The 25,868-nt window shown below is 43.6% G+C and carries 20 protein-coding genes; 8 read left to right on the top strand and 12 right to left on the bottom strand.

Translation table 11 applies throughout. The features are described 5' to 3' along the window. Positions 1–21 precede the first annotated feature (21 nt). Entirely contained in the window at positions 22–1,008 is a 987-nt protein-coding gene (gene hutG / locus DWB64_RS10665; protein WP_129488219.1) for a formimidoylglutamase, read from the top strand. Positions 1,009–1,074: 66 nt separating this feature from the next. Here the strand turns inward: hutG and DWB64_RS10670 are convergent, their stop codons facing one another. After that, positions 1,075–3,129, bottom strand: coding sequence for a methyl-accepting chemotaxis protein (locus DWB64_RS10670; protein ID WP_129488220.1), 2,055 nt, complete (start codon positions 3,127–3,129; stop codon positions 1,075–1,077). 167 nt (positions 3,130–3,296) lie between these two features. On the opposite strand from DWB64_RS10670, the gene DWB64_RS10675 reads away from it, so the two are divergent. Both DWB64_RS10675 and DWB64_RS10680 read left to right on the top strand, forming a co-directional pair. Then, positions 3,297–3,623, top strand: a complete 327-nt coding sequence (locus DWB64_RS10675; RefSeq protein ID WP_129488221.1) for a PadR family transcriptional regulator — start codon at positions 3,297–3,299, stop codon at positions 3,621–3,623. Position 3,624: 1 nt separating this feature from the next. After that, positions 3,625–4,467, top strand: coding sequence for a DUF1048 domain-containing protein (locus DWB64_RS10680; protein ID WP_129488222.1), 843 nt, complete (start codon positions 3,625–3,627; stop codon positions 4,465–4,467). 47 nt (positions 4,468–4,514) lie between these two features. Here DWB64_RS10680 and DWB64_RS10685 read toward each other — a convergent pair whose 3' ends face one another. The 8 genes from DWB64_RS10685 to DWB64_RS10720 form a co-directional block, all read right to left on the bottom strand. Further along, positions 4,515–5,207 (bottom strand): response regulator transcription factor, encoded by a 693-nt coding sequence (locus tag DWB64_RS10685; protein WP_129488223.1) that lies wholly within the window; start codon positions 5,205–5,207, stop codon positions 4,515–4,517. Next, positions 5,185–6,735, bottom strand: a complete 1,551-nt coding sequence (locus DWB64_RS10690) for a cell wall metabolism sensor histidine kinase WalK (RefSeq protein WP_129488224.1) — start codon at positions 6,733–6,735, stop codon at positions 5,185–5,187. The genes DWB64_RS10685 and DWB64_RS10690 overlap by 23 nt, the downstream gene beginning before the upstream one ends. Before the next feature lie 20 nt (positions 6,736–6,755). Continuing rightward, a complete protein-coding gene (locus DWB64_RS10695; protein WP_129488225.1) occupies positions 6,756–7,868 on the bottom strand; it encodes an efflux RND transporter periplasmic adaptor subunit in 1,113 nt (370 codons plus the stop codon). Further along, positions 7,858–11,157, bottom strand: coding sequence for an efflux RND transporter permease subunit (locus DWB64_RS10700; RefSeq protein WP_129488226.1), 3,300 nt, complete (start codon positions 11,155–11,157; stop codon positions 7,858–7,860). The genes DWB64_RS10695 and DWB64_RS10700 overlap by 11 nt, the downstream gene beginning before the upstream one ends. A gap of 132 nt (positions 11,158–11,289) precedes the next feature. Next, positions 11,290–11,694, bottom strand: coding sequence for an arsenate reductase ArsC (locus DWB64_RS10705; RefSeq protein ID WP_129488227.1), 405 nt, complete (start codon positions 11,692–11,694; stop codon positions 11,290–11,292). Between the two features lie 18 nt (positions 11,695–11,712). After that, positions 11,713–12,774, bottom strand: a complete 1,062-nt coding sequence (gene arsB, locus DWB64_RS10710; RefSeq protein WP_129488228.1) for an ACR3 family arsenite efflux transporter — start codon at positions 12,772–12,774, stop codon at positions 11,713–11,715. An 11-nt stretch (positions 12,775–12,785) separates the two neighbouring features. Continuing rightward, positions 12,786–13,094: a helix-turn-helix transcriptional regulator gene (locus DWB64_RS10715; protein WP_129488229.1), complete on the bottom strand. Its 309-nt coding sequence runs from the start codon at positions 13,092–13,094 to the stop codon at positions 12,786–12,788. Between the two features lie 141 nt (positions 13,095–13,235). Beyond that, positions 13,236–14,618 (bottom strand): aldehyde dehydrogenase, encoded by a 1,383-nt coding sequence (locus DWB64_RS10720; RefSeq protein ID WP_129488230.1) that lies wholly within the window; start codon positions 14,616–14,618, stop codon positions 13,236–13,238. Positions 14,619–14,865: 247 nt separating this feature from the next. On the opposite strand from DWB64_RS10720, the gene DWB64_RS10725 reads away from it, so the two are divergent. Together DWB64_RS10725 and DWB64_RS10730 are read left to right on the top strand one after the other, a co-directional pair. Continuing rightward, complete coding sequence (locus tag DWB64_RS10725; protein ID WP_129488231.1) at positions 14,866–16,032, top strand: YibE/F family protein; 1,167 nt, start codon at positions 14,866–14,868, stop codon at positions 16,030–16,032. Between the two features lie 319 nt (positions 16,033–16,351). After that, positions 16,352–19,756 carry a 5'-nucleotidase C-terminal domain-containing protein gene (locus DWB64_RS10730; RefSeq protein ID WP_129488232.1) on the top strand — a complete coding sequence of 1,135 codons (3,405 nt, stop codon included), beginning with the start codon at positions 16,352–16,354 and terminating at the stop codon, positions 19,754–19,756. Between the two features lie 52 nt (positions 19,757–19,808). Here the strand turns inward: DWB64_RS10730 and DWB64_RS10735 are convergent, their stop codons facing one another. After that, positions 19,809–20,540, bottom strand: a complete 732-nt coding sequence (locus DWB64_RS10735) for an HAD family hydrolase (RefSeq protein ID WP_164980356.1) — start codon at positions 20,538–20,540, stop codon at positions 19,809–19,811. A gap of 200 nt (positions 20,541–20,740) precedes the next feature. Between DWB64_RS10735 and DWB64_RS10740 the strand changes: the two genes are divergently transcribed. The 3 genes from DWB64_RS10740 (at position 20,741) to DWB64_RS10750 (ending at position 23,800) form a co-directional block, all read left to right on the top strand. Beyond that, positions 20,741–21,217: a hypothetical protein gene (locus DWB64_RS10740; protein WP_129488234.1), complete on the top strand. Its 477-nt coding sequence runs from the start codon at positions 20,741–20,743 to the stop codon at positions 21,215–21,217. An 83-nt stretch (positions 21,218–21,300) separates the two neighbouring features. Then, the gene (locus DWB64_RS10745; RefSeq protein ID WP_129488235.1) at positions 21,301–22,704 is read left to right on the top strand and encodes an MBOAT family protein; all 1,404 of its coding nucleotides are present in this window, start codon (positions 21,301–21,303) and stop codon (positions 22,702–22,704) included. 1 nt (position 22,705) lies between these two features. Next, positions 22,706–23,800 carry a hypothetical protein gene (locus DWB64_RS10750; RefSeq protein ID WP_164980357.1) on the top strand — a complete coding sequence of 365 codons (1,095 nt, stop codon included), beginning with the start codon at positions 22,706–22,708 and terminating at the stop codon, positions 23,798–23,800. Between the two features lie 59 nt (positions 23,801–23,859). On the opposite strand, the gene map is transcribed toward DWB64_RS10750, so the two are convergent. Beyond that, a complete protein-coding gene (map, locus tag DWB64_RS10755) occupies positions 23,860–24,723 on the bottom strand; it encodes a type I methionyl aminopeptidase (RefSeq protein ID WP_129488237.1) in 864 nt (287 codons plus the stop codon). A gap of 9 nt (positions 24,724–24,732) precedes the next feature. Then, on the bottom strand, positions 24,733–25,830 hold the full coding sequence (locus tag DWB64_RS10760) for an FAD-binding protein (RefSeq protein WP_129488238.1): 1,098 nt from the start codon (positions 25,828–25,830) through the stop codon (positions 24,733–24,735). Between the last annotated feature and the right edge of the window lie 38 nt (positions 25,831–25,868).

The raw sequence follows: 25,868 nt of genomic DNA on the forward strand, positions 1-25,868 counted from the left end.
CACTTGATAGGAGATGAACTTATGACGTATGTCAAACCAAGCCTATCCGACTGGAGCGGTCGAATGGACAGCACTACAAATTACGATGCCTTTAGGTGGCATCAATGTGTCAAGGCACTCGATTTAACTGCTGCACCGGAACAGCCGGCTGCACTCAAAATAGGATTTATCGGATTTGAATGCGATAAGGGCATAAAGCTGAATAAAGGACGTGTCGGCGCAGCCCTTGGTCCAAAAATGATTAAGAAAGAGTTATCCAACTTACCATGTCTGTTCTCGCAGGAACTTCAGCTTTATGATTGCGGAAGCATTCAAGCATTTAACCAGTCACTCGAATCACTTCAACAGGAACTCGCTGATCACGTGGGTGTCATGCTTGATCTCGGCATCTTCCCTATTGTCTTAGGTGGCGGCCACGAGCTCGCGCTTGGCCATTACAAAGGACTTAGGAGAAAGTATTCCGATTTGGGAATCATCAATCTGGATGCGCATCTGGACATGAGGCCCTACCACGAGACAGCCTCCTCCGGAACCATGTTCAGACAGATCGCCGATATGAACCAAGCCAGCGGAGAGACTTTCAAGTACCTGTGTCTGGGTCTTCAAAAGCGTGGCAACACGATCGACTTATTGAAAACAGCTAAGGCGCTGGGTGCGGAGTTCACCTATGCTCGAGACATCATACATGGCAATTTTAGCGATACGCAAGAAAAAATCATAAAGTTCGCCCGTAAGAGCAAACATATCTATCTGACCCTATGCACCGATGTCATCGCCTCTGCGTATGCCCCGGGAGTAAGCTCTGCACAACCCCTAGGCATCCATCCAGAGATCATTCTCGACTTGATCAAGTTTGTTATCCGTACAGATCGATTGATCGCATTCGATGTGGCCGAGGTCTCCCCGCGATTCGATCAGGACAACGTGACAGCGAACCTTGCGTGTACCTTCATTTTCGCCCTAGTGAACGAGCTTGCGGATTTAAACAACCTTTCGATTACAATCTAAAAGACTGATGTCTACATGTTGTCCCCTTAGCAGGGGGCTTGTGGACATCAGTCTTCTTATTTAAAACTATACGGTGAAGATTTTTATCTTATCATTGAGTTCAGCAGACAATGAGTTTAGGCGCTCGGCATTCTTAGCGACCTCCTCCACAGCTTTGGTCTGCTCATCCATCGAATGTTCCACTTCTTCAGTGGCTGCGGCAGTCTCTTCTGATACCGCTGAAATATTGTTTACACCCTCAATCAATTTGTTTTTGCTGATAAACAGCTCATCAAGCTCCTTGGTCACTACTTCGATTTGGGCAGATATACTTTCGACCGAACCGAATATTTTGTCGAATGAATCATTCACGTTTGTCAGGGACTCGTTTTGCTGTTCATTGATCTTGGCTACTTCATTCATCACAGAAACAGTTTCCTTACTTTCATTTTGAATCGCACTGATGATGGTTCGGATTTCGTCGGCAGACTGACTGGAGCTTTCAGCTAGCTTTCTGATTTCCTCAGCGACGACTGCGAATCCCCGACCGGCTTCCCCAGCTCTTGCAGCCTCGATGGACGCGTTTAGGGCCAGCAAATTGGTCTGTTCGGAAATAGAAGTGATCGTCGCGATGATGTCTGTGATCGCATTTGCTTTTTTGTCTAGATTGTAAACCGCTTCTTTGACCTTATTGTTGGATGCGTTGTTCGCATCTGACTTTTCTCTTAAGTCATCAATGGCGACAAGGCCTGATTTATTGACCTCCATGGCGTATTCGGCGTTCTTTTTCATACTCGTCGAGTTATCCATCAAGGTGACGAACTTTTCATTGATTTCACCTGCGACTTCCGCTCCAAGTTCGGCATTTTCAGCGGTATCCTGAGTCCCTTTTGCAATTTCCTGTATGGTCAGTGCAACCTGGTCCACTGTCGCATTGGTCTCTTCTGACATGGAAGCCAAGTTACTCGCGGCATCCACCATATCCGATGCGACATGCTGAGCCTCTTTGATCAGTGACCTAACCGCTTCTGACATTCCGTTAAGACTTATCGCAAGCAGTTTTGTCTCATCATTTGTTTTCACTTCGACTAGGGTAGTAAAATCACCATTCTTGATTTTTTCAGTTGCTTCTACGATCTGGTTGATCGGTTTAGTGATTCTCTTACCAATGACTTGAGAGACAATCACCGAAATGACCACTCCGAATACAAGAACGATTAAAAGTACGTTGATGATGCTTCTAACGATACTCAGCACCTCTTTTTCAGGCACGGCAGAAGCAACGATCCATCCATTGTCCAGGTGAGAATATGCCGACAGTATATCGGTTCCGCTTCCGTCTTCATAATGCGTGAAGCCAGTCTCCTTACTGTTCATTTCATCCAGCAAAAGTTGATAATCACCCGTATCCAGTATGTTTTCTTCAAAAGCCAAATCCTTATGCACCATGGTTCGTCCATCAGGATGCATCAGGTAGAGATATCCGCTTTCAAAGAGTTCAACGCTTCCGAGCTTTAGGGCGATATCATCCAGATAAAGGTCCATCCCTGCAAGACCTATGGATTCGCCGTTGACGATAATTGGTTTAACATAGGAAGTGATGATTCCGCCAGCTTCTGAAACATAAGGGAATGTCCAAAGCGTCAACTGGCTATCGATAGGGTCGCTATACCAGGAGTTATAGTCCTTGTAATAGTCAACGCCGAATGAATCTTGAAGTTCAAAAACGTTCGAACCGTTATCGAGCATCCATATGTCCACTTCCTGGCCGAACTTCTCGACGTTGAAGTAGACATACACGGATTTAGTCAAACCGGTCCCTTCTCCGACTTTTTTTAGTCTTTTGGCAAGTTCTTTTTTGTAGTCCTGAAGGTACTGTTTGTCCCCCATCGCCATGCTGACATTCACATCGGCGATAATCTCACTTGCTATCACCGAAACAGCGGACTCGATATTTGAGAACGCCTGTTCGAATTCATTGACATTCGATCTGACGATCGTCGTGGCAAACTCCTTTGCCTCGTTTCCTACATTCTCATTAAGCAGGTAGACGACTGTACCTGAAATCGTTCCTAGGATAATGAGATTGACCAGAATGATTGATAACATGATTTTTGTCGAGATCTTATACTTGATCTTCATAGCAAACCTCCCCGTAAGCCATTAGCTTTTTTCTAAACTTATCTGAATACATACCCAGCTTTTGGATATCTGATTCAATTATATTTCTACTACTTGACATTATAGAGTAGTAGGTGTATGATATAACCAAAGACTACTCTATATTGTTTAGTAGTGGAGGTGATAGGATGGCTAGTCGCTCGCAGATGTTGAAGGGCTTGCTTGAAGGATGTATTCTCGAGATCATTTCACATGGTGAGACCTATGGCTATGAGATTACGGAAAATCTCAATAGGTCCGGGTTTGCAGATTTGAACGAAGGTAGCGTATATCCTGTACTGATAAGGCTTCAAAACAAAGATTTGGTGACAAGTAAGTCTAAAGAGTCCCCTTTGGGACCAAGAAGAAAATATTTTTATATCACTGACAAGGGATTAGGATTTCTAGACAGTTTCAAAAGAGAATGGCAGGAGATCTCTGGTGTTGTGACTACGATACTAAAAGGTGGTGCTTAAGATGATGAGAACTGGAAGATATAAACTATTCATGACTGTGGGACTGGCAGTCCTATTGATTGCTCAGGCGGTCGTTTTTATCGCAATCGGCCCTGAAATGACATCCGGGCTCTGGTTTCTGATGAGCGTGGTCATCATGCTCGCCATTCTTGCTGTCGGAATCGCTTTTGTAACGATAAAGAAAATCGAGCGTAGGATCGACAGCCTGCCCGATGGCTTTTCAAACGCTTTCATGGACGCAAATGAACTGATCGGTCTCAGTTCGATGACCAGAACCATGAAACAGGAAACCACTGCGATGATTCTTGAGATTTTCGAACATGCGGCTTTACAGAACCGTACGGTTGAAGAGGTTACAGGCGGCGACCTTGAATCCTTTATGGAAGATTTCATCACGGCAGCCGGCGGCGATCCCATACCCCTATACTGGTTTTCCTATAGCTCACTACTATTTGTCGGTTACCTTCTGATGATAAAAATCTACAAGGTCGTACGCGTAGGCAACTTCAGTATGGACCATTTTAAAACTGAAACTCTCGATGTCGGAATCACACTCACGTACGCTCTTATCGCCTATCTGTTTTTCCCATGGCTGATGATCGTGATGAAAAAGGCTGCAAGAGAGCAGTGGCAAGGTCTAAAAAGACTGTACATCCTGTTTCCATTCATCGTGCCGATTGGGCTGCTGAGCCTGTTGATCGGAGTGAACAACGAACCCCTAAGAAGTTTTCTGGATCAGCCTCTCGATGTCTTTGGCAGTCCATATGGTTTTGTCATGGGTATCCTTGTCTTCATGGCTTGCATCCTTCTCATGAACTATTCCCGAAGAAAGCAACTCAAATAGCAATAGCGCCTAATGTTTAGGCGCTATTTTCATGTTTGACCGCTATTCTATTTGACCATCTTGTAACCCACACCCCAGACAGTGTGGATGTATTCTGGATTTGAAGCATCGAACTCCAGCTTTTCTCTTATTTTTCGGATATGTACGGTGATTGTCGGAATATCATGGTCGGAATCGAGGCCCCAGACTTTCTGAAAGATTTCTTCTTTTGCAAAAACCTTATTTGGCGCACTTGCAAGCAAGGTAAGCAGATCATACTCCTTTGGAGTAAGTTCTATTGTTTCCCCGTTCATAAAGACCTGCCTGTGATCGAGGTTGATCAGAAGTCCTCTAATTTCAATACGATCATGATCATCCTCTTTCGAAATTCTTTTAAGCGTCTCGTATCTTTGGATATGCGCCTTGGTCCTTGCGACAAGCTCGGCAGGACTGAAGGGTTTTGTCACATAGTCGTCGATTCCAATCGAAAATCCTCGAATGGTATCCGACTCCTTCGACTTTGCCGTGACCATGATGATCGGTGTATCCTTGCTTTCACGTATTTTTTTTGCGATGGTGATTCCATCGATTTCCGGAAGCATCACATCCAGAATATACAGATCGAACTTTTCCGCAAGCGCGATCGTCAGACCCACTTTTCCATTAGGAGCGAGTGTCACTTCAAAACCAGCCATTTCCAGATAGTCGCGTTCAACCTCTCCAATTGTCTGATCATCTTCAATGATTAATATTTTCTTCACTCGTATCTCCTTCTATGGGTAACTCGATAGCTATCATGAAATACTTGCCATATTCACTCTCAGCCCAGATGCTTCCCTGATGCTTGAGTACGATCGATTGGGCGATGGCAAGCCCTAGTCCCGATCCGCCTTGGTTGGGATTTCTAGATTTGTCACCCCGTTTAAAGGATTTGAAAAGACTGCCGATCTCAGGTTCATCGCTTCCGAATCCGTTATCCCTAAACATCATTCTGACCCTGTCGCCTACCCTTTCAATCGAGACTGCGACATGGGTACGCTCCCTACCGGAGTACTTCACGCTATTTTTTATCACATTGACGACCACACGGTTGAAACGTTCCACATCCAGATTCACATAGATACGTTTCACCATCGGTCGCATGTACTCGATATCAAGCTGCTCCTTGCTGTAGTCGAAAGTGAGCTCCTCTAATATGTCCAGAAGATAATAGTCCAGATCGACTTTTGAGAACGCATATTGGTCGATCCCGATTTCTAGGTCGGAATACAAGCTGAGTTCATTGATCATATTGTCGATGGAGTGAACTTTCTTTAGGATGTTGTCGCCATATTTCGTTCTTTTCTCATCGGTATCAAGCAGGTTGTCCCTAATCGCTTCGGCATGCGCCCTAATCGAAGCAAGAGGGGTTTTCGTATCATGTGTGATCTGGGCGAGAAACTCTTTTCGCATCTCCTCGATCTTTATCTCATTTTCCTGATTCGCTTGAAGCGAACCTGCCATGTCGTTGATCGCCGAATTGATCAGCATGAAGATCGGCTCTTTCACCTCTTCACTCAATCTTGGTTTGAAATCATGGTCGCTATAGCTCCCGACAGTATCCAATATCTCATTGATCGGCTTTGTCATCCTTTTGATAAAAATAAAAGACATCACCGCATGAAGTATCAGAAGCGTGAAAATGATACGAATGAGATTCTCCCTGATAAAGGTCATCAGGGCGGCAGGCAGATCTGTATATTTCAAAAAGAAGTAGATCGATCCCTCTTCACCGTCCTCATAATAAAAATCAAGTTGCTTGTACATCACATAACCTGTTTTTTCAAGCAAAAGCTCATTGGTCAGGATATTCCTTTCCATAAAACCCGGTAGCGAATCCGCATTGATTCCTGCAAACTTCGTTTCGATGTCTTCCTGTATTTCTGCACTAAGCGGTAAAAAAGGTGCAAATTGATCACCTTTTCGTTCGACAAAAAACATGTAGAAGGGGTTTTTCTGTCTCATATAGGAAGAAAGGAGCTCGTTGAGCTGATCATGCTCCTGATAAATAGGAGAATCGAGACTCCAGATGTTGATGTCCCTTGCTATTTGCTCCGTCGTCATATACCCTCGCATCTGCCAGATATCGATATCTCCTGTAAATATTTTAAAAATCCCATCGCCATAATGAGCAAAAGTCACAAAAAACAGAACTACGATCGGAATGAATAGCGATAGTATCCATCCCAATAGTAGTTTGATTCCAAAATTGCTTTTAAGCGGTATCTTTCTTTCGTTTTTAACGCGCATGCTATCCCCTTTGAAGGACGCTAGTCGTTCACTATTACAGGCGCCCCGTCCATCACAAATTCTTTTCCAAATGTAATCAGTCGGTCATTTGTGTCAAGTTCTCCCCTTACCGCCATATCATCCCCACGGAGTGATACGACCTCAACAAGTACTTTTTTTGCAAAATCATCCTTTAGCACATAAACAAAGCTTTCGCCGTTCGCTTGTAAAAGCGCCTGACTTGGAATCCAGATTCCCTGTGGCTCGCTGCTTTTGATTATCCAGATGTCCGCAAACATTCCCGGCTTTATCAGCTTTGATGTGTTGTCTAAGGTGATCTCCACAGGGTATGTTCCATTGCTTGCCGAAAGTGAAACAGAAGATACTTGCCCTTTGATCAGTTCATCCAGCGTCGATACATAGACTTCAACCGACTGCCCCACATGAACTTGGTTGATATATTTTGATGCGACCTGTGTTTTGACTTCATAGTCTTCTGTCACATCGATGGTAAATCCATTTTGAGTCGTCGCAAACATCCCCTGCGCGACATTTTTATCGGTAATCACCCCAGAAACCGGTGCTGTCACCGTATAGTTGTCGCTGAGTGAATCATAGTTGTGTGAGACAGACTCATAAGACTGATAAGCGCTATTGTAGGACAACTTTGCGTTATCCATCTGACTCTTCACATTGTCAAGCTCGGTCTTTGAGGCTGCTCCGCTTTCAAATAGGGACTTGTACTTCACAAAATTCTCACTGGCCGTGTCAAAGCTTAGTCGTGCTTGTGTAAGGGCGTTGGAGGCTTGAGTCACTTTTGTGCTTTTATCCACTTCAAAATCGGTAGTTTCAATCGTAAAGAGTACTTGTCCTTTTTCGACGTATTCCCCTGTATTGAAGAAGACCTCCAGGACATCGCCACTGGTCATCGCATTGGCCTGATACTGCTGCTTCGATTTGATTTCGCCTATGGTGAAGATCGCATCGTAAACTTCATCGCTTACAACCTCTTGTGTCTTCACTGCAGTCGGCTGAAATTCATAGGACTGATTCACAGACGAGTCATCCTTTTTTACCATACACCCTGTCATCATCGACAGAGAGAGTGCCAGTACGCCGATTAATTTTATGACCTTCAATCTATTATAACCCATTGACAGTTACCTCCTGATTCTTTTTTGATTGTTTTTTCGATTCTCTCCTGACAGTCCGGTCCTCCATCATATAATACAGAAGTGGAATAATCAGCAGCGTCAGAACCGTGGATGCCAAGAGTCCGAAGACAATCGCATAACCGAGTTGTGAGAAATACGCATTGTAAAGGGCAAGTGGCAATACCCCACCCATCGTCGTAAGCGAAGTGGCGATTACCGGTAAGAATCTTACTCTTACAGCATCAAGCGTCGCCTCTTTCACAGATTTGCCTATGCTTCTTTGGTAATTTGCAAAGTCGACAAGTACGATGGCGTCATTGACTGCAATGCCAACAAGTGCGACAATTCCCATCATCGCGAACACTCCAAGGTTGTTTCCTGTAACGATCAGGCCGAAGATGATGCCTATGAGCGCGAAAGGTACGGACATCAAAATCACAAAAGGCTGCTGGAACGAATTGAACTGGATGACAAGCGCCATATAGACTAGAAAAATAGCCACTAGAAAACTCATCAGCATCGTTTCTGTTTGTTCATCCGTACTCTGCATCTGACCACCGGATGTCTGAACCATGCCTTCCGGAAGCGGAACCGCTTTGATGACCTCTTCAAAAGTCTTTCCTACTACAGTAGCATTATAGCCATTCTTCACGTTAGCAGAAACCGTAACCACCTTATCCCCGTCTTCGTGGTCGATTCTTGCCATTCCCTCAGAAAACTCCAAGGTCGCGACCTCTTCAAATGGTATCAGCTGACCCATAGGTGTCTGAAAATGGACTTTTTCAAAATCAGAAACCGATTCGATCGGTCTCTCGTCGAAGTAAAGCGTGATATCGTAAGCATCACCTGCTTCTTTGTAGGCACCAACGTTAACACCGCTGATTCTTTGCCTTAAGTCATTCGCCATGCTTCCAGGATTCAAACCGTAATAGGAAGCCCTGTTCTTATCTATCTCTATTGTGATTTCTTTCACGCCGTCCTGTGACGAGATTGTAGGATGATCGACGCCATCGATCTGTTCGAGCAGTTTTAAATACTCCGAACCGATCGCGTTGAGCTCATTGAGGTCGTCGCCTTTTATTCCAACAGATATATCAGATCCTGCGCCCATGGGTCCTAAATCAGAGACGGGTTTGACATCGAACTCTGCTCCAGGAATGGTTTTGACCAGTTCCCTAAGTTCATCTACAAGCACGTAACCTGAAATCTTGCGGCTGTCCGATTCGACAAAGTTCACTGTAATTTTCGCTTCGTTTTTCTTATTTCCTCCCACAACGATATCAAAGGATTCAAGGTCTTCCATCAAGTAGAGTTTCTGCTCGATGAACCCCGTCACTTCGTAGGTATCCTCAAGCAGATAGCCTTCGGGAGCTGTGATATCGATAGTGGCAGAATTCGGCTCCTCTGTCGGAAGCAGTTCAAGCTCGAGTATTCCCATTGGGATGGTTGCGATCGATACAGCAAGCACCACTAGTGCGACTGCGAATATCGACCATCTCTTTAGTTTGGATTCTAAGAACTGGGTAAGCCAAGCTAAATAGTTGTCGATATAGCCATGCTTCTTATCCACCGGCTTATGCTGGTTTCGGTTTCTAAGGACAATCTTAATGACCATGATTCCAGAAAACGCAATCGCAAGAGCGACAGCCCAGGGCGTGATTTTCCATTTGTCTAAAAAAGCGACAAAGGTCAGACCGAACACGAAGAGGATGGAGATCACATCTTTTAAAGGTGTGTGCCTGATGTCTGTCTTCTTATATTTCGAAAGCAGTCTGCTGCTCAAATTCGGTGTGATCGCAATCGATACGACAAAGGATGCCAGTATGGTGATGATCAGAGTTTTCGGCAGAATCGAAATGAATTGGGCCATCATTCCCTTTTGAAGAGCGAGAGGAACAAAGGCGCCGACCGTGGTGATGGTTGCTGCGAATACCGCCGGGGCGACCTGATTGGTTCCAACCTTTGACGCACTTACCCTATCAAGTCCCTCATCCCTCAACCTATCGATATTTTCCATTACTACAATCGCATTATCTACAAGCAGTCCTAGAGCGATGACAAAACCCACAAGGCTTGTCATATTTATCGTGATACCGACAAGGTTCATTGTCACCAGACTGATAAAGAGTGAAAGTGGAATCACAAGGGCGACGATAATCGATTCGTTTAGTCCGATAAAGATAAACAAAACTGCGATGACGACCAGTAAGCCGCCAAGTGCGCTGTTTAAGACCGTATCAAGGCTCTCAGCAACGTTTTCACTTTCATCGGAGGTGATGATCACACTCAAGTTTTTGGGATAGGACAAACCTTTTTCATCTTTCAACAGTGTTTTTATCGTATCGGATATTCCTATGATGTCAGCGCCGGTCTCTCTATATAGAGCCATTTTGATGACAGGCGTCGCCTTTTCTTCCTCGCTGAACTCCGTCGTATAGGTGTACGCCATCGAATTCTGCTTTTTATATCCGTCGCTTACAGTAGCTACGTCTTTTAAGAAGATGGTTCCGCTAGAACCGCTGACAATAACCAGGTTTTCAATTTCCTCGATTGTTTTAAACGCTTCATCCACCCTAAGCGAGTAGTTGACATGGTCAAGTCCCTTGTCACCAAGCGGTAACTGGATATTGGAACCTGCGAGCGCGCTTGAAATCGAGTTAGAGGTCAAGCCGTGTTCAAGCAAGGCGTTCTGATCGACAGAAACCTTGATTTCACGTTCCTTGCCGCCAGATATGTCAACATTCTTCACCCCGTCTATTGCTTCAAACTTTGCGGCGAGATCCTGGGCGTACTCATTGATTTCAACCAGATCGTACTCACCGGTCAAGGTCAGGTTCATGATAGGAATCTCTCCCGATTCCATCTGAATGACCATGGGGTCCATGACCCCGTCAGGAAACCTCAGTGCATTCACCGCGGTCTGCACATCCAGCTCCGCCTGTTTCATTTCGGTGTCCTCGTCGAATTCAAGTACCACCTGGGCATAACCCGCAACCGTTGTTGAGGTGATTCCGTCGAGGTTTTCTATTCCATCGACCGCGTTCTCCACTTCCTCGGTTACAAGTGTTTCGACATCCTGTACTGATGCGCCAGGGTAAGGAACCGTCACAAAGATATAATTGATTTCTATATCAGGAAACGATTCTTTAGGCATATCGTAGTAAGAGTAAAGTCCTGTTGCGACAATCAAAACGATCAGCAGATAGATCACGCGGTACCTATCGATCAGCCAACTGGACACTTTACCCAAGAAATTCTGTTTTAACTTCAACTCAGGTATATCTTTCATATTTTATCCTCCTAATGATCTTCTTCTATGAGTATAGGTGAAAGATGTTATTAGCCACCTAAGAAATTCTAAAGAATTTCTAAATTATCATCAATAAAAAACCGAGCCTTTCCGGCTCGGTTCAGATTGCATCTAGTCAATCAGTCCATTTTTCACTCGCTCGATCAGATCGAGGCATCTGGCCTTTACAAGGTCTCTGGTCTCCCTAAACCCCTCGATCGGTCCACCGGACGGGTCCTCAAGACCCCAGTCTTCGGCGAACTTGTTGGGCACAAAGGGGCAGACTACATTGCAGCCCATGGTGATCAGTAGGTCAAGCTCGCTTGGAATATCCGACAGTAGTTTCGGACGGTGACCGCTCATATCGATCCCCGCTTCTTCCATCACCTCTACGGCAAGTGGTTTTACTTCTTTGTAGTCCTCAGTGCCTGCTGAATAGACTTCGAAGATATCTGAACCTAAAGCCTTCATCCAGCCTTCGGCCATTTGGCTTCTGCATGAGTTGTGCACACAGACAAATGCGATTTTATATTTCATGATTTCTCTCCTTATCTACTAGTTCTGCGCGGTTTCAGGTAAAAACCAATGCGTCGTATTGTTTGCAAATCTCACTAAAAGCAGCATCACCGGCACTTCGACAAGCACGCCGACAATCGTTGCTAGAGCAACGGGACTATCCGCACCGAACAGAGCGATGGCAACAGCGACAGCCAGTTCGAAAAAGTTTGAGGCTCCAATCATCCCAGCAGGCGCTGCGATATTGTGAGGAAGCTTGAGCGCCTTGCTCGCGCCATATGCGATAGTGAAGATCAAGACCGTCTGAATGATCAGAGGTACAGATATCAAGACGATATGCATAGGGTTGTTGAGAATCACTTGCCCCTGGAAGGAGAAGATGATCACAAGTGTAAGCAGTAAGCCCGAAATGGTGACGCCGTTAAACTTAGGTAAGAATCCATTTTTAAAGTATTCCAGTCCGCGTTTTCTGATGACTCTGTTTCGAGTGTAGACGCCTGCTGTAAGTGGAATCACTACAAACAGCACTACAGATAGGATCAGTGTATCCCACGGAATCGCCACACCGCTTATTCCAAGCAGGAAAGCGACGATCGGAGTAAAGGCGACCAAGATGATCAGATCATTTGTAGCAACCTGCACGACCGTATAGGCAGGGTTTCCCTTGGTCAAGTGACTCCAGACAAATACCATCGCTGTACAAGGTGCGGCACCAAGAAGAACAGCGCCGGTCAGATAATCCCTTGCAAGATCTGCAGGAATGAACTGTTTGAAGATGACATAGAAAAACAACGACGCGATACCATACATCGTGAAGGGCTTTATCAGCCAGTTGGTGATCCATGTCACGTATAATCCCTTAGGGTTCTTACCAATATGCTTGACGCTTTTAAAATCGACTTTCATCATCATCGGATAAATCATCAGCCAAATCAGAAGTGCGATCGGTATCGACACATTGGCATATTCAAACTTACTTAAAAATTCAGGAACTTGAGGTATGAATTTACCGATCATCACTCCAAGCACCATGCAAAGCGCAACCCATACGGTCAGGTAGTGCTCAAAAAAACTGATTCCTTCAAGTTTTTGCTTACTCATTTAAAGACTCCTTATTCTACACATTCACAGGCGCCATATTCGCCGTCACTTTTTATCGTCAATTGGTTCAATATGCGTTTCGCATTCTCACAGCCGTCAAACGAAAGTGAATAATAGACCCACTTCATATCTTTTCTTGATTCTACGATTCCACTCTCTATCAGAATCTTCATATGATGCGAAAGCGTGGACTGGCTGATGGTCAAAACATCCAAGAGGTTACACGCGCACATTTCACGTTCTTGAAGTTTTTCGATAATCCTTAGTCTGCTTTCATCACAAAAAGCCTTGAACACAAGCGCGTTATATTTATAATCCATCCCTTATCCTTTCAGTCATATCGACATCTATCGATATAACTATATTCCATATGCTATTGCCTGTCAATATGAGTAGTGTTAAATTCACGTAAATAAAAAAACAGCTTCACATGAGTCTGTTCGGCTGTTTTCCATTGGCTATCATTTATACATGATTTTCTTTACTAGCTTAGAGCTTCTTTTATTGAAAGGTGGATACTTCATCTTTAAATCGAAATGTGTCGCACTCACAAGAATGGACTTCTTATGGGTGAACGCATCAAAGCTATGCCTTCCGTGATAATTGCCTACACCGCTCGTGCCTCTCCCACCAAAGGGTAAATGCTCATTTGTCAGATGCATGATCGTATCATTGACACACCCTCCGCCGAAGTGGACACGGTCAAGCAGTTCCTCTACAAATCGGTTATTCTTGCTGAAAACATACATGGCAAGAGGATCGGGATTACGTTTGACGATAGCGATAATATCATCTGTAGTGTCATAGGTAAGCACTGGCAGCACCGGTCCAAAAATCTCATCCTTCATGATGGGCTTATCAAGATCGCCTACTTCGATAAGGGTAAGGTCTATATGAAGCTCCTCCCTACTGTGACCGCCGCCATAAATGACCTTCCCGTCACTTAAATAGCCGACGACCCGTTCGTAATTCCTCTCGTTGATCATTTTTCCGAAGTCCCGGCTGTCTTGATGGGAGTGCCCGTAAAACTTATCGGCTACGGCTTTGAACTTGTCGTAAAATGCATCCTTGATGTCCCCGTGCACGATGACATAGTCAGGTGCCACACAGGTTTGCCCCGCGTTGACCCCTTTACCAAAGACGATCCTGTTGACAGCCAGATCCAGATTGCACTCCCTATCGATGACACACGGACTTTTACCACCTAGCTCGAGTATCACGGGGGTGAGATATTTTGCTGCTTTTTCCATAATGATTCGCCCTACCCCGGTGCTTCCTGTAAAGAAAATCTTATCAAAACGGTTGTCGAGTAGTTCTGTCGTCTCGCTCACAGCGCCCTGAACCACCTTGATGTACTCGGGATCAAAGAATTCACAGATCATGTCCTCTAGCACCTGAGCTGTATGAATAGAAATCTCAGACGGCTTCAGCAAAACGGTGTTTCCTCCTGCAATAGCACCTACAAGAGGCGAAATAGCAAGCTGAAAGGGATAGTTCCATGGTCCGATGATCAGCGTAGTCCCATATGGCTCGCTTATGGTGTACGACTTCGCCCCCACATTGATAAGGTTGGTTCGGACCCTTCTTTTTTTGCTCCACTTTTTCAGGTTTTTCCGGACACCGGCGATTTCAGATAAGGTGAATCCGATTTCTGTTGTGATAATTTCCTGTTCTGACTTTCCAAGGTCCCTATGAAGGGCTTCTGCGATTCTATCTTCGTAAGTATGAATCGCATTTCTAAGCTTATCCAGCTGTTCCATTCTAAACTGGACACTTCTCGTCACTCCTGTTTCGTAAAGCTGGCGCTGCGCTTCAAGTGCGTCGGCATATTTGTTGTTTTTCATCTCATTCTCCAATCCACTGATTGATACTCTTAAGCCAATTATATAATAAAAATAGGTTTCTCACTCTTCTTTAAATAAATATTCTCCTCATGTATCATGAAGAGCCCTAAATAGTTATAGAAGAAATTTACTTTTTATACTTCTGTCCCGCACAAATTATTACATTCATGTTATAATTAATATCCGATTCAACAGCAAAGACTACTGACAACTACTCAACCACATGTAAAATCAGTGAAGGAATAACATGAAAAACAACAGACTACACAACCTATTGCTAATTGCCACAACGATCTCCATCATACTTATCATCGCTATCGCCCCTCTGTTCAAAAGCGGCATGTCATTGCCTAATTACTACAATCAGCTGTTTGAAGAAGCAGTCGTTGTCGAAATCATCTCTGAAGACCTGAAGACGGATGCAGTCATTCATGGCTTGATCGTTGGACGGCAAGAAGCAGTTGTAAAGGTAACCACCGGCAAATACAAAGGTGGAATTTATGAAACCGTAAACATCCTCGACCAGGCACATAACGTACTTCTTCAAAACAAGCTTAAGGTCATTGTTGGAATCAGGGAAACGGATGAGGGCCCCAATGTATGGGTCTACAACCATAAACGAGTAAACTACCTCTACGCTCTTGCCGGCATTTTCTTCTTGTTACTACTCTACTTCGGGCGTAAAAAAGGCATTGATTCTATCGTTGCCCTATTGTTTACCGGGTCCGTATTCATCTTTATCCTTATTCCTCTTATTTTCAGAGGTTACAACACCGTTCTCTTGGCCATCATCTGCGCCATCGTTTCACTTGTTGTTTCCTTTTTACTGATAGGTGGTTTTGAAAAGAAAACCTTTGTGGCAATTTTAGGTACTTTTTGCGGAATCATCGTAGCAGGACTTATCTCGCTCATCTTCAGCAAGCTCACGCATATCACAGGGATCAATCTGGACAAAGGAACACAGCTTGTCTATGTCGCCCTTGATTATGGAATAAAGGTTAAAGGCATCATGTTCGCTTCAATTCTGATCGCCTCGCTAGGCGCTGTTATGGATGTCGCAATGTCGATTTCCTCAGCCATGTATGAACTTTATCTGATGAATACTAAAATAACCTTTAAGAGTTTGTTTACTACAGGAATGAATATCGGTAAAGACATCATGGGAACCATGGCAAACACCTTGATCCTTGCCTTTATGGGCGGCTCATTCAGCCTAATGCTGCTACTATACGGATACAACATGTCCTACACGCAGATATCCAATCTTCCCTTCATCGCCGTTGAAGTGGTCCAAGGACTGGCAGGAAGTATCGGCATCGTACTTACCGTTCCTTTCACAGCATTCATGGCGGCGCTGATCTATCTTAAGTCTGACAGGCGCCCCGTAAAGTCTTCAAGACATAAAACCAGATAGATCGTCACATATGTTTAAAAGTCATAAAAAATCACAGATTTTTTTTGAAATTTTCTTAATATATATGTAATTTCAACATATAAAAAATCATTAAATGAGTATATAATATTATACAGACATAAGAATTTATTTTTATGGTGGATTTACAATAATAATTGATACTTAGCTACATAATTGTGTATATATAGAAAGTGGCTAAGTAACAATAGTAATCTACATCAACCGCTTCGATGGAATTACTTCATTTGGTATCTAAGGAAATCGTTTACGAGATCCTTTTGATATATTGGCAATTACATAATTTAGGGAGGAACAGTTCATGAAGAACAGAAAACTGCTAAGTTTATTCCTAGCACTTGTGATGATTCTATCATCGCTATCCATCGGCGTATTCGCTGATTCGTATTTAGTTAAGAAAGGTGACGTACTTTGGAAGATAGCCGAACAGTACGGAACAGACTACAAGACGCTTGCTGAATACAACAACATCAAAGATCCTAATATGATCTATGAAGGCACGACACTTCAAATTCCTGAGACTTCCAAGAAGATCACTCTTCTTGGAACAGCTGACTTACACGGCAGAATCTACGCATACGAATATGCGATTGATTCTGTAGATGCGGATGCCGGTCTTGCTAAGATCCAAACGATCGTGAAAAGAGAGAGAGAACTAAATCCCGATGCGATCCTTATGGATGTAGGCGACACGATCCAAGACAACAGTGCTGAACTATTCAACGACCTTCCGGTTCATCCGATGGTTCAAGTCATGAACGAAATGGACTTTGACATCTGGGCTATAGGAAACCACGAGTTCAACTTTGAAAAGTCTCTACTAGACAGAAACATCGCCGCTTTTGAAGGCACAGCGATTTCTGCAAACATCTACAAGACTGGTACTAACGAAAGATTCATCGACGGTTACAAGATTCTAAATGTCGATGGCGTCAGAGTTGCTATCGTAGGTATGATTCCTCCATATGTACCAGTATGGGAAGCAAGTTCTCCAAGTCACTTCAGTGGTTTAGAATTTAAAAGTATCGCTGACGAGACTGCTAAGGTAGTTGCAGAACTTGAAGGTAAGTACGACGTATTGGTCGGCGCTTACCACTTAGGTCCAGATGACGATCATGGCTTTGAAGGTCTTAATGCGATTGCGGAAGCATTCCCTCAATTTGACGTTATGTTCGGCGGACACGCTCACTCAAGATACGTAACTGAAGTCAACGGTGTTACGCTTATCGAGCCAGGCGCTTACGGCTGGGCACTTGCAAAAGCGGATATCGAAGTAGTTCCAACTGCTGACGGATATGAAGTCAAGCAAGTTGTAGCACAAAATATCGAAACATACAAAGAAGTTGAAGATCAAGGTATCCTTGATAAGTTCGCATTTGTACACGAGCAATCAGTAGCTGACGCCAACACAGTTGTCGGTAAGGTTACTGCAGATTACATCGAAGACGTGGATTACATCACAGGTGATGCGGTTGTTACTACAATGCCGACAGCACAAATCATCGATACTCCACTAATCGACTTGATCAACGACGTGCAAATGTTCTACACTAAAGCTCAAATCAGTTCTGCTGCAGCGTTCAAGAACGACATGAACCTAGTTGCAGGCGACTTTAAGAAAAAAGACGTAGCAAACATCTACAAATATGCAAACACACTAGTCGGTGTCAACATCACTGGCGCAAACCTTAAAGGTTACATGGAATGGTCTGCTAGCTACTACAACACATACACTCCTGGTGATGTGACAGTAAGCTTTGATCAAAACATACGTGGTTACAACTACGATATGTTCTCTGGCGTAACATACGACATCGACATTTCAAAACCTGCTGGTTCTAGAATCACTAACCTAATGCTTGACGGTAAGGCGATTTCTGACACTATGGTTTACAAACTTGCAGTGAACAACTACAGATTCGGTACGCTTTTAAGTAACGGCTGGGTTGTAGATGCTGACAAATACTACGATTCATATGAAACTATGCAAGATGCAGGTCGTATCAGAGACCTGATCATCAAGTACATCGGCGAGGAAAAAGCAGGCGTTGCTACCCCATCGGTAGACAACAACTGGAAAATCATTGGTGCTGATCTTGAACACGCATTAAAATCACAAGTAATCGATATGCTTAAAGCTGGTACGATTTCTATCCCTAGATCAGAAGATGGAAGAACACCGAATGTTAAATCACTTAACATCATCGATCTTTTGAAAGACGGTACGATTTCAAGCACTGATTACAAGAACCTTACATTACTTCACACAAACGATATGCACGGATTCTTTATCGAAGGCAAATATGACGGTATGGGTGCTGCTAAAATGGCGACATTCATCAAAGGCATGAAGGCTGATAGCGCAAATACGTTATTGCTTGATGCTGGTGACGCGCTACAAGGTCACAACCTTGTCACTCTTTCTGACGGTGAAGAAGGTACAAAAGTACTTAACGCACTTGGTTACGATGCGATGACACTTGGTAACCACGAGTTCGACTACGGTTCGGCTCAAACAGTAAAACTTGGTGGAATGCTTAATTTCCCAATGCTTGCTGCTAACGTGAAGAAAACTGACGGTTCATTGCTTGTTGATGACTATAAGATCTTTTCAGTTGACGGCATCAAAGTTGGCGTATTCGGTTTAGGAACTCCTGAAACTGTTTACAAATCACATCCAGACAACACTGCCGGTATCACATTCGAAGATATCTACACTACAGCTACAGCGATGGTGACTACACTTAAAGCTGAAGGCGCACAAGTGATCGTTACACTTGCCCACATCGGCGATGAAGGCGAATTCACAACAGGCATGTTAGCTGAAAAAGTTGCCGGTATCGATGTAATCATCGACGGTCACTCGCACTCGACATATCCTGACGGTAAACTTGTCGGTACTACTTTAATCGTAGCTGCTGGTGAAAAGACTAAGAACGTCGGTGTTGTAGAACTTACAGTGAAATCGGGTATGGTCGATGCTAAAAAAGCGACTCTATTCACTAAGAGTGCATCAGCTGCTCTTACTGACGACGCTGCAATGACAGCAATCGTAGCTGACATCCAAGCTAAGAACGATGTAATCACTGAAGAAGTTGTTGCAACATCACCAGTACTTTTAGTTGGTGAAAAACAGTTTGTCAGAACTAGCGAAACAAACCTTGGTAACCTATTGACAGAAGCACTTCTTGACATCAGTAAAGCAGATGTTGCTTTCACTAACGGTGGCGGTATCAGATCTTCAATCGATGTTGGTCCTGTTACAAAAGGTGAAGTCTTGACAGTACTTCCTTACGGTAATACTGTAAGAGTCATCGAACTTACTGGCGCTGACATTTGGGCGGCTATCGAAAACGGCGTGGATGAATATCCTTCAGCTAAAGGTGCTTTCCCTCATATCGCTGGTATGACAGTTAAGTTTGACTCTACAAAAGCTGCTGGCAGCCGAGTTACAGAAATCATGGTTGCAGGTAATGCGATTGATTTAACTAAAACATACACAATGGCTACTAATGACTTCTTAGTTGCCGGTGGTGACGGATACTCAATGTTTAAAGGCAAAAAAGTTGTCGCTGAATTCGGCGCAATGGACGAAGTGCTAATTGACTACATGAACGCTATGGGCTTTGACAAAGCTGTCGAAGACAATAGAATCATGGACATCAACGACGTGGTTAGCTTCATCTTCAACTTCTTCGCTGCTTAATCAAAATTTAAAAGTCCCACAAACCTCTAATCTGAGGTTTGTGGGACTTTTTTTATAGATTTGCCTTTATGATCTCTATCACATCTTGTATCTTTCCGCTATCCACTCTATAGTTGCACCCTATCTCTTCGGGTACGAGGTCTGGTGAACAATTGGTATGCATGTAAACGCTGTCCATTCCTTGTATCACGGCCCCTTTGATATCGGTCCTATGGTCGTTCCCTATAAATAGACAGTCATCCGCATCAAGCCCTTCCCTATCGAGCATCGCCTTAAAAAACTTTGGCTCCGGTTTGCTTGCCAGATAATCCGAAGAGATATAGATACTGTCGAAATAGCCGATAATTCCTGTCGCCTTTAATTCGTCCTCGGTGAATGCCCGCTGCGCATTACTAAGGAGGATCACCTTACAGCTGGATTTTTTCAGCAGTTCTAAAAGGTCGATGGCATGTTCATAAGGTTTAACATAATCTAGTGAAAGCATTCTAAAGAGTGTGGCGGTTTCTTTTACTGTGCGCATATCCACTCTTATTTCTTTTTCAACAAACAAACGCTGAAAGACCTTTAAGATATCGATATCCGGATACTCGACATCCATAATCAACGTTTGCTCCTCTTTCACAAAACGCTTGTAATCCTGTTCAATTTCATCTTGTGTATAATCCGCACCTTTTGCCGAATAGAAATAGGCAAGTCTTCTCCACAGCGAATCCTTCTCTTCATCAGTCCTAATATCCAGTAACGTTCCATACAAATCAAATACCACTGCTTTATAATTAGACATCATTCATCCTTTCTTCTCTCAACATCATCAGTTTACCGCCATTTGGCTCACCTAGGGAGTTTTAGATCAATAATCAGTCGTCCCTACAAAAGGTTCTATGGATAATGACAATTATTTTCTTGATCGATGGAACTTTTATTTTGTTTGCGCGTCTTATATAATGCAACTACAATCATAACTACAATCAAGGAGAACTCAAAATGAAAAAAGTACTACTCATCATCATGTCCGCACTACTGGTTTTCGGCTTAGCCGGTTGCAACGAGGCAGCTACAGAACAGTCAAAATCGGTTGAAGGAACACTTGAAGAAATCATGACAAATGTCTATTCGGGAACTGGAATCGAGTTTCCCAAGTTCATGAATACTGCTGTCAACGCTGAAAATTCACTTTACTTTTTAGGTATCGAAAACGCAAGCTTCATCGAATCTCTTGCATCAGAACCGATGATGTCATCTATCGCGCATTCGGTTGTACTGACTAGAGTGGAAGAAGGTACAGATATCGAAGCCTTTAAAACACAAATCAAAGAGAATATCGATCCTCGTAAATGGATTTGTGTCGGCGTAGAACCTGAAAACGTCATTGTAGAGAATGTCGGCAACCTAGTGATCTTAATCTTAGATGACGAAAACGGTGCTGCGCTTTTTGCAAGTTTTGAAGCTTTAGCCAAGTAAGACGGCAAGTGTGTGACTAGCAGTAAGGGATACTCAACTGCTAGTCGACATTTTCAAATTGATTATCAACGAAAGGGCATGCCATGTTGTTTTCAAGCATCAGCTTTATCTATTACTTTTTACCCATTGTATTTGCCATCTATTTTTTGGTTCCTTATAAGTTCAAGAACTTTATATTACTGATCGCAAGCCTGCTCTTCTATTTCTTTGGCGAACCCAAGTATACCTTCCTTTTACTCCTATCCACCCTTGTGGATTATCTGCATAGTCTTGTCATCCATAAGCACAGAGGGACTAGAAAAGCTAAAGCCGCACTTATTTCATCCATTGCGATCAACTTATCCATTTTAGGATTCTTTAAATATTATGATTTTTTTATCGAAAACATCAATCATCTATTCCATCTGAATCTGCTTCCACTCGGACTTACTTTACCTATCGGAATCAGTTTTTTCACCTTTCAGACCATGAGCTACACCATCGATGTCTACCGTAACGAAGCCGAAATACAGCGCAGTCCATTAGGGCTGGCAACTTATATCTCACTGTTTCCTCAGCTTATCGCAGGACCGATTGTAAGGTATAAGACAGTTGCTAAAGAAATCAATCACCGTGTCCATAACTTCGACCTGTTCGCATATGGCGTAAAACGGTTTATCATAGGCCTTGCGAAAAAAGTACTTATCGCCAACCAGCTTGGTGAGTTGAGTGCTCTCAGCCACACAAGCGGTCAACCGAGCGTGATGTTTTACTGGCTTGGCGCAGTTGCCTTCTCTCTGCAGATCTACTTCGACTTTTCGGGATACAGCGATATGGCGATCGGTCTTGGCAGGATCTTTGGATTTCACTTTTTAGAGAACTTCAATTACCCCTACATTTCAAAAAGCATCACCGAATTTTGGAGCAGATGGCACATCTCCCTCGGTGCATGGTTTAAGGATTATGTCTACATTCCCTTGGGCGGTAACAGGGTCGGTAAGTTAAAATGGTATCGCAATATCCTTATCGTGTGGTTCGCGACAGGTTTTTGGCACGGAGCAAGTTGGAACTATGTCCTGTGGGGCATATACTTCGGTGCTCTGCTTGTTTTAGAAAAACTAGTGCTCTCAAAACGATTGATTAAATCCCCTGCTCTCGTGCAGCATGCTTATGTCCTGTTCATCATTGTCATCAGCTTTGTCATCTTCCAAAATGAAGACTTCTCTGTGATGACTATGAGACTAAAGGGAATGTTCGGACTACTTGATCTTCCACTTGCCAGTAGCGAGAGTGTCTACTACTTTAGAAGCTATGCTGTCGTCATAGCCATAAGTCTACTTGCCGCCACGCCGATTCCAAATCGCATTATTAAAAACCTTGAATTTAACAAATCAGCAAGACTTCTCTCGACTATCGTCGAACCGGTTTGTTATCTTCTACTCTTAATTGTCATAACAGGGTACTTGGTGGATGCATCATTCAATCCATTTTTGTATTTTAGGTTCTAACATGAAAAATAAACTGATAACCACAAGCTTCATCACCATGCTTATTTTAGTCTTTATCCTCAATGCGGTCTCCCCGGATCATGGACTATCCGTTTCCGAAAGACGTAAGTTAAAATACTTTTCAGATCTTGATCTATCAAAAGTGTTGTCTGGTGGATTTATTGAAGATTTTGAAAAGGTAGCGCTTGACCAATTCATCTTCAGGGATACCTATAGACGCGTCAAAGCCTTTGTCGCATTCAACCTGTTCAATAAGTCCGACAACAACGATATCGCTGTCATTGAAGATCAGATATTCAAGATGGAATATCCTCTGAATCAAAAGCAAGTACTGGCATTTAGTGAATACATCAACAAGGTATCTGCGTTGTATCTGACAGACAACGATGTGTATTATGCGATCATACCTGACAAGAACTACTTCCTTACGGATTCTGATAACTTGCTTAGGCTTGATTATGACTACCTGGAGCAACTTGTCATAAAAAACGTAAAGGGGATGACCTACATCAATCTCTTTGATGTACTCACCCTATCGGACTACTACCGTACAGATCCTCACTGGAAACAAGAGAACCTGCTACCTGTTCTCATACGCTTAAAAGAAGCAATGAAACTTGACACTGATTTTGAGGATATCAACTATGCAATTGAGGAATATTCAAGCTTCTATGGTGCGTATTATGGTCAAGCAGCCTTAAGTGCCAGCCCGGATCATTTAAAATACCTTACAAACACGATCATTCAACATGCGATTGTTAGGAATATGGAATCCGAAAACCAATCAGATGCAGATGTGTATGACACCCAAAAGCTTGTAGGATTAGATGCCTACGATGTATTCCTGTCCGGCGCATCGCCACTGATCACAATAGAAAGCAAAGTAGGCGACTCTGAAAAAGAACTGATCATCTTCAGGGATTCTTTCGCAAGTAGTCTTACCCCACTATTAATCGAAGAATACAAGAAGATCACCTTGATTGATACCAGATATGTCAGCCATAGCTCCATCGGCGATTACGTGGACTTTGAAGGCGCAGACGTGTTGTTTTTGTACAACACCTCCGTCATCAACCACAGCCAGATCCTAAAATAGAAAAACGGCACACTTTCAATGAAAGAGTGCCGTTTATTTATAGTTTATCACGTATCCGATCAGGTTAAGATTTCAGCGCCGTCTTCAGTGACCAGTATCGTATGCTCCCACTGTGCGGATAATCCGCCGTCAATCGTCGTGATGGTCCATCCGTCGCTCAGCTGCTTTGTCCTATAGCTTTTTTCATTGATCATCGGTTCAATCGTAAAGACCATGCCAGGAACCATGATCATGCCCTTGTCACGATCCTCATAGTGTATGATCTGAGGATCACAGTGCAGCTCAAGACCGATCCCGTGTCCGGTCAGGTCGCGAACGACCGTGTAGCCTAATCCGTTGGCATAAGGTTCGATGGTTCTTCCTATAATACTGACCGATTCAAAAGGTTTTACCTTTTCGATCGCAAGCTCCAAGCTCTTTTTCGCACATGCTACAATGGCTTTGGCTTCTTCTGACACTTCACCTATCAGATACATTCTACTCGCATCAGAAAAGTATCCGTCCAAGTTGATCGTCGTATCGACATTGATGATGTCGCCTTCTTTTAGTACCGTATCATCCGGCACTCCGTGACAGATCACATTATTTATCGATGTGCAGCAGCTGTGCTTATAGCCTTGGAATCCGATCGTAGCAGGTATCGCGCCGTGGAGCAGGGCATAGTCATAAACGATGTCGTCGATTTCTTTTGTCGTAATTCCCGCAACTACTTTCTCTTCTAATAAATCAAGGATCTCATGCGTTATTTTCGCACTTCTTCTAATCCCCTCCACTTCCTTAGGAGCTCTGATCATACCTCTTGTAGGAATCTGATAACCGTCATTTTTGAGTTTTTTCAGTCTTGTGTCGCTGGTTTCGTGACACTGCTTGTATTTTTTGCCGCTACCGCACCAGCAGCTGTCGTTTCTTGATATTTTTTTCATGAATCCACTCTATCCTTTTTCTGACATGTTCATTGCTGTGACTCCAGATTTGATGACCATTTTTCGGATGTTCTTCTGATACATTGCAGGACTTTTCAGCTGTTTCCCTAAAATATTCAGAGCAATCTTCCGGCACCGTCTTCTGTAGCGCTCACCGATATTTTCAAAGCCTTCACAAAGCTCCTCGGCAAGGTAAAGCGAACTCTTTAGTGCATAGCTGAATCCTTCTGCCGATGTGGGACTCGTAGCCCCTGCCGCCTCGCCGATAATGGCAAATCCATCGCCATTCCACTTCAAATCCTTAAGATGCATGGTCCTTTCAATAAACGCGCCTTCTGTTCTTACAGGCTCATCGAGCGGTAAATCCAGATACTTCGCGGTCTTAGATCTCAACAGCTCAAACTTTTCATGTGCGTTCTCACCTAGGGGCACCGCGGTGCCTAAGATCAGGGAGCTATCCTTTTGAATCGTCCATGAATAGTAATCCGTCACATCGCTGTCAAAAATTCCTGTATAATATGGCATGTCCTTCGTCATCGGATACCACTTTTGAATACTGATATATTTTTTTGGAGAGCGCTGCCCGCTAAGCAGGTTTTTTCTTAATAATGAGTTCGCTCCGTCTGCGACGACAAGGTAGTTGCCTTTAATTGTCTTTTGGGATGCATGTTCAACCTCAATCGACCAGAACAGGTCTGTCCGCTTCGCACCCTTTACAACAGCACCGCACACCTTTGTAACAGACTCTGGAATCAGATTGAAAAGATATCTGTCAAACTTCTCCCTATCCATATTGTAATAAAACCTCTGATAATGGCAATCCAGACCATTGTCGAAGTCGATCGTTCTCACACTGAAGAGTTGGGGATCCTCGAGTATCGACACCGGTATGGTTAAGCCAAGTTTGGCCAACATATGTTGAGCATCTGGAGACAAGAGACCACCACATGCTTTTCGTCTTTTTTCATCAACATGCTCATCTAATCTTCGTTTATCCACAAGGCATACCGAATAATCCGTCCTTGTCGATAAGAGCCTAGCAAGGTTGCTGCCGGCAGGCCCTGCGCCGACAATCACAATATCATATACCATACTTTTAAAAACCACTGCTTTCTCAATTTCACACTTTATTCTCAATCAGTATA

This window comes from Fusibacter sp. A1 (genome assembly GCF_004125825.1).
In the GTDB taxonomy this organism is placed as follows: domain Bacteria; phylum Bacillota; class Clostridia; order Peptostreptococcales; family Acidaminobacteraceae; genus QQWI01.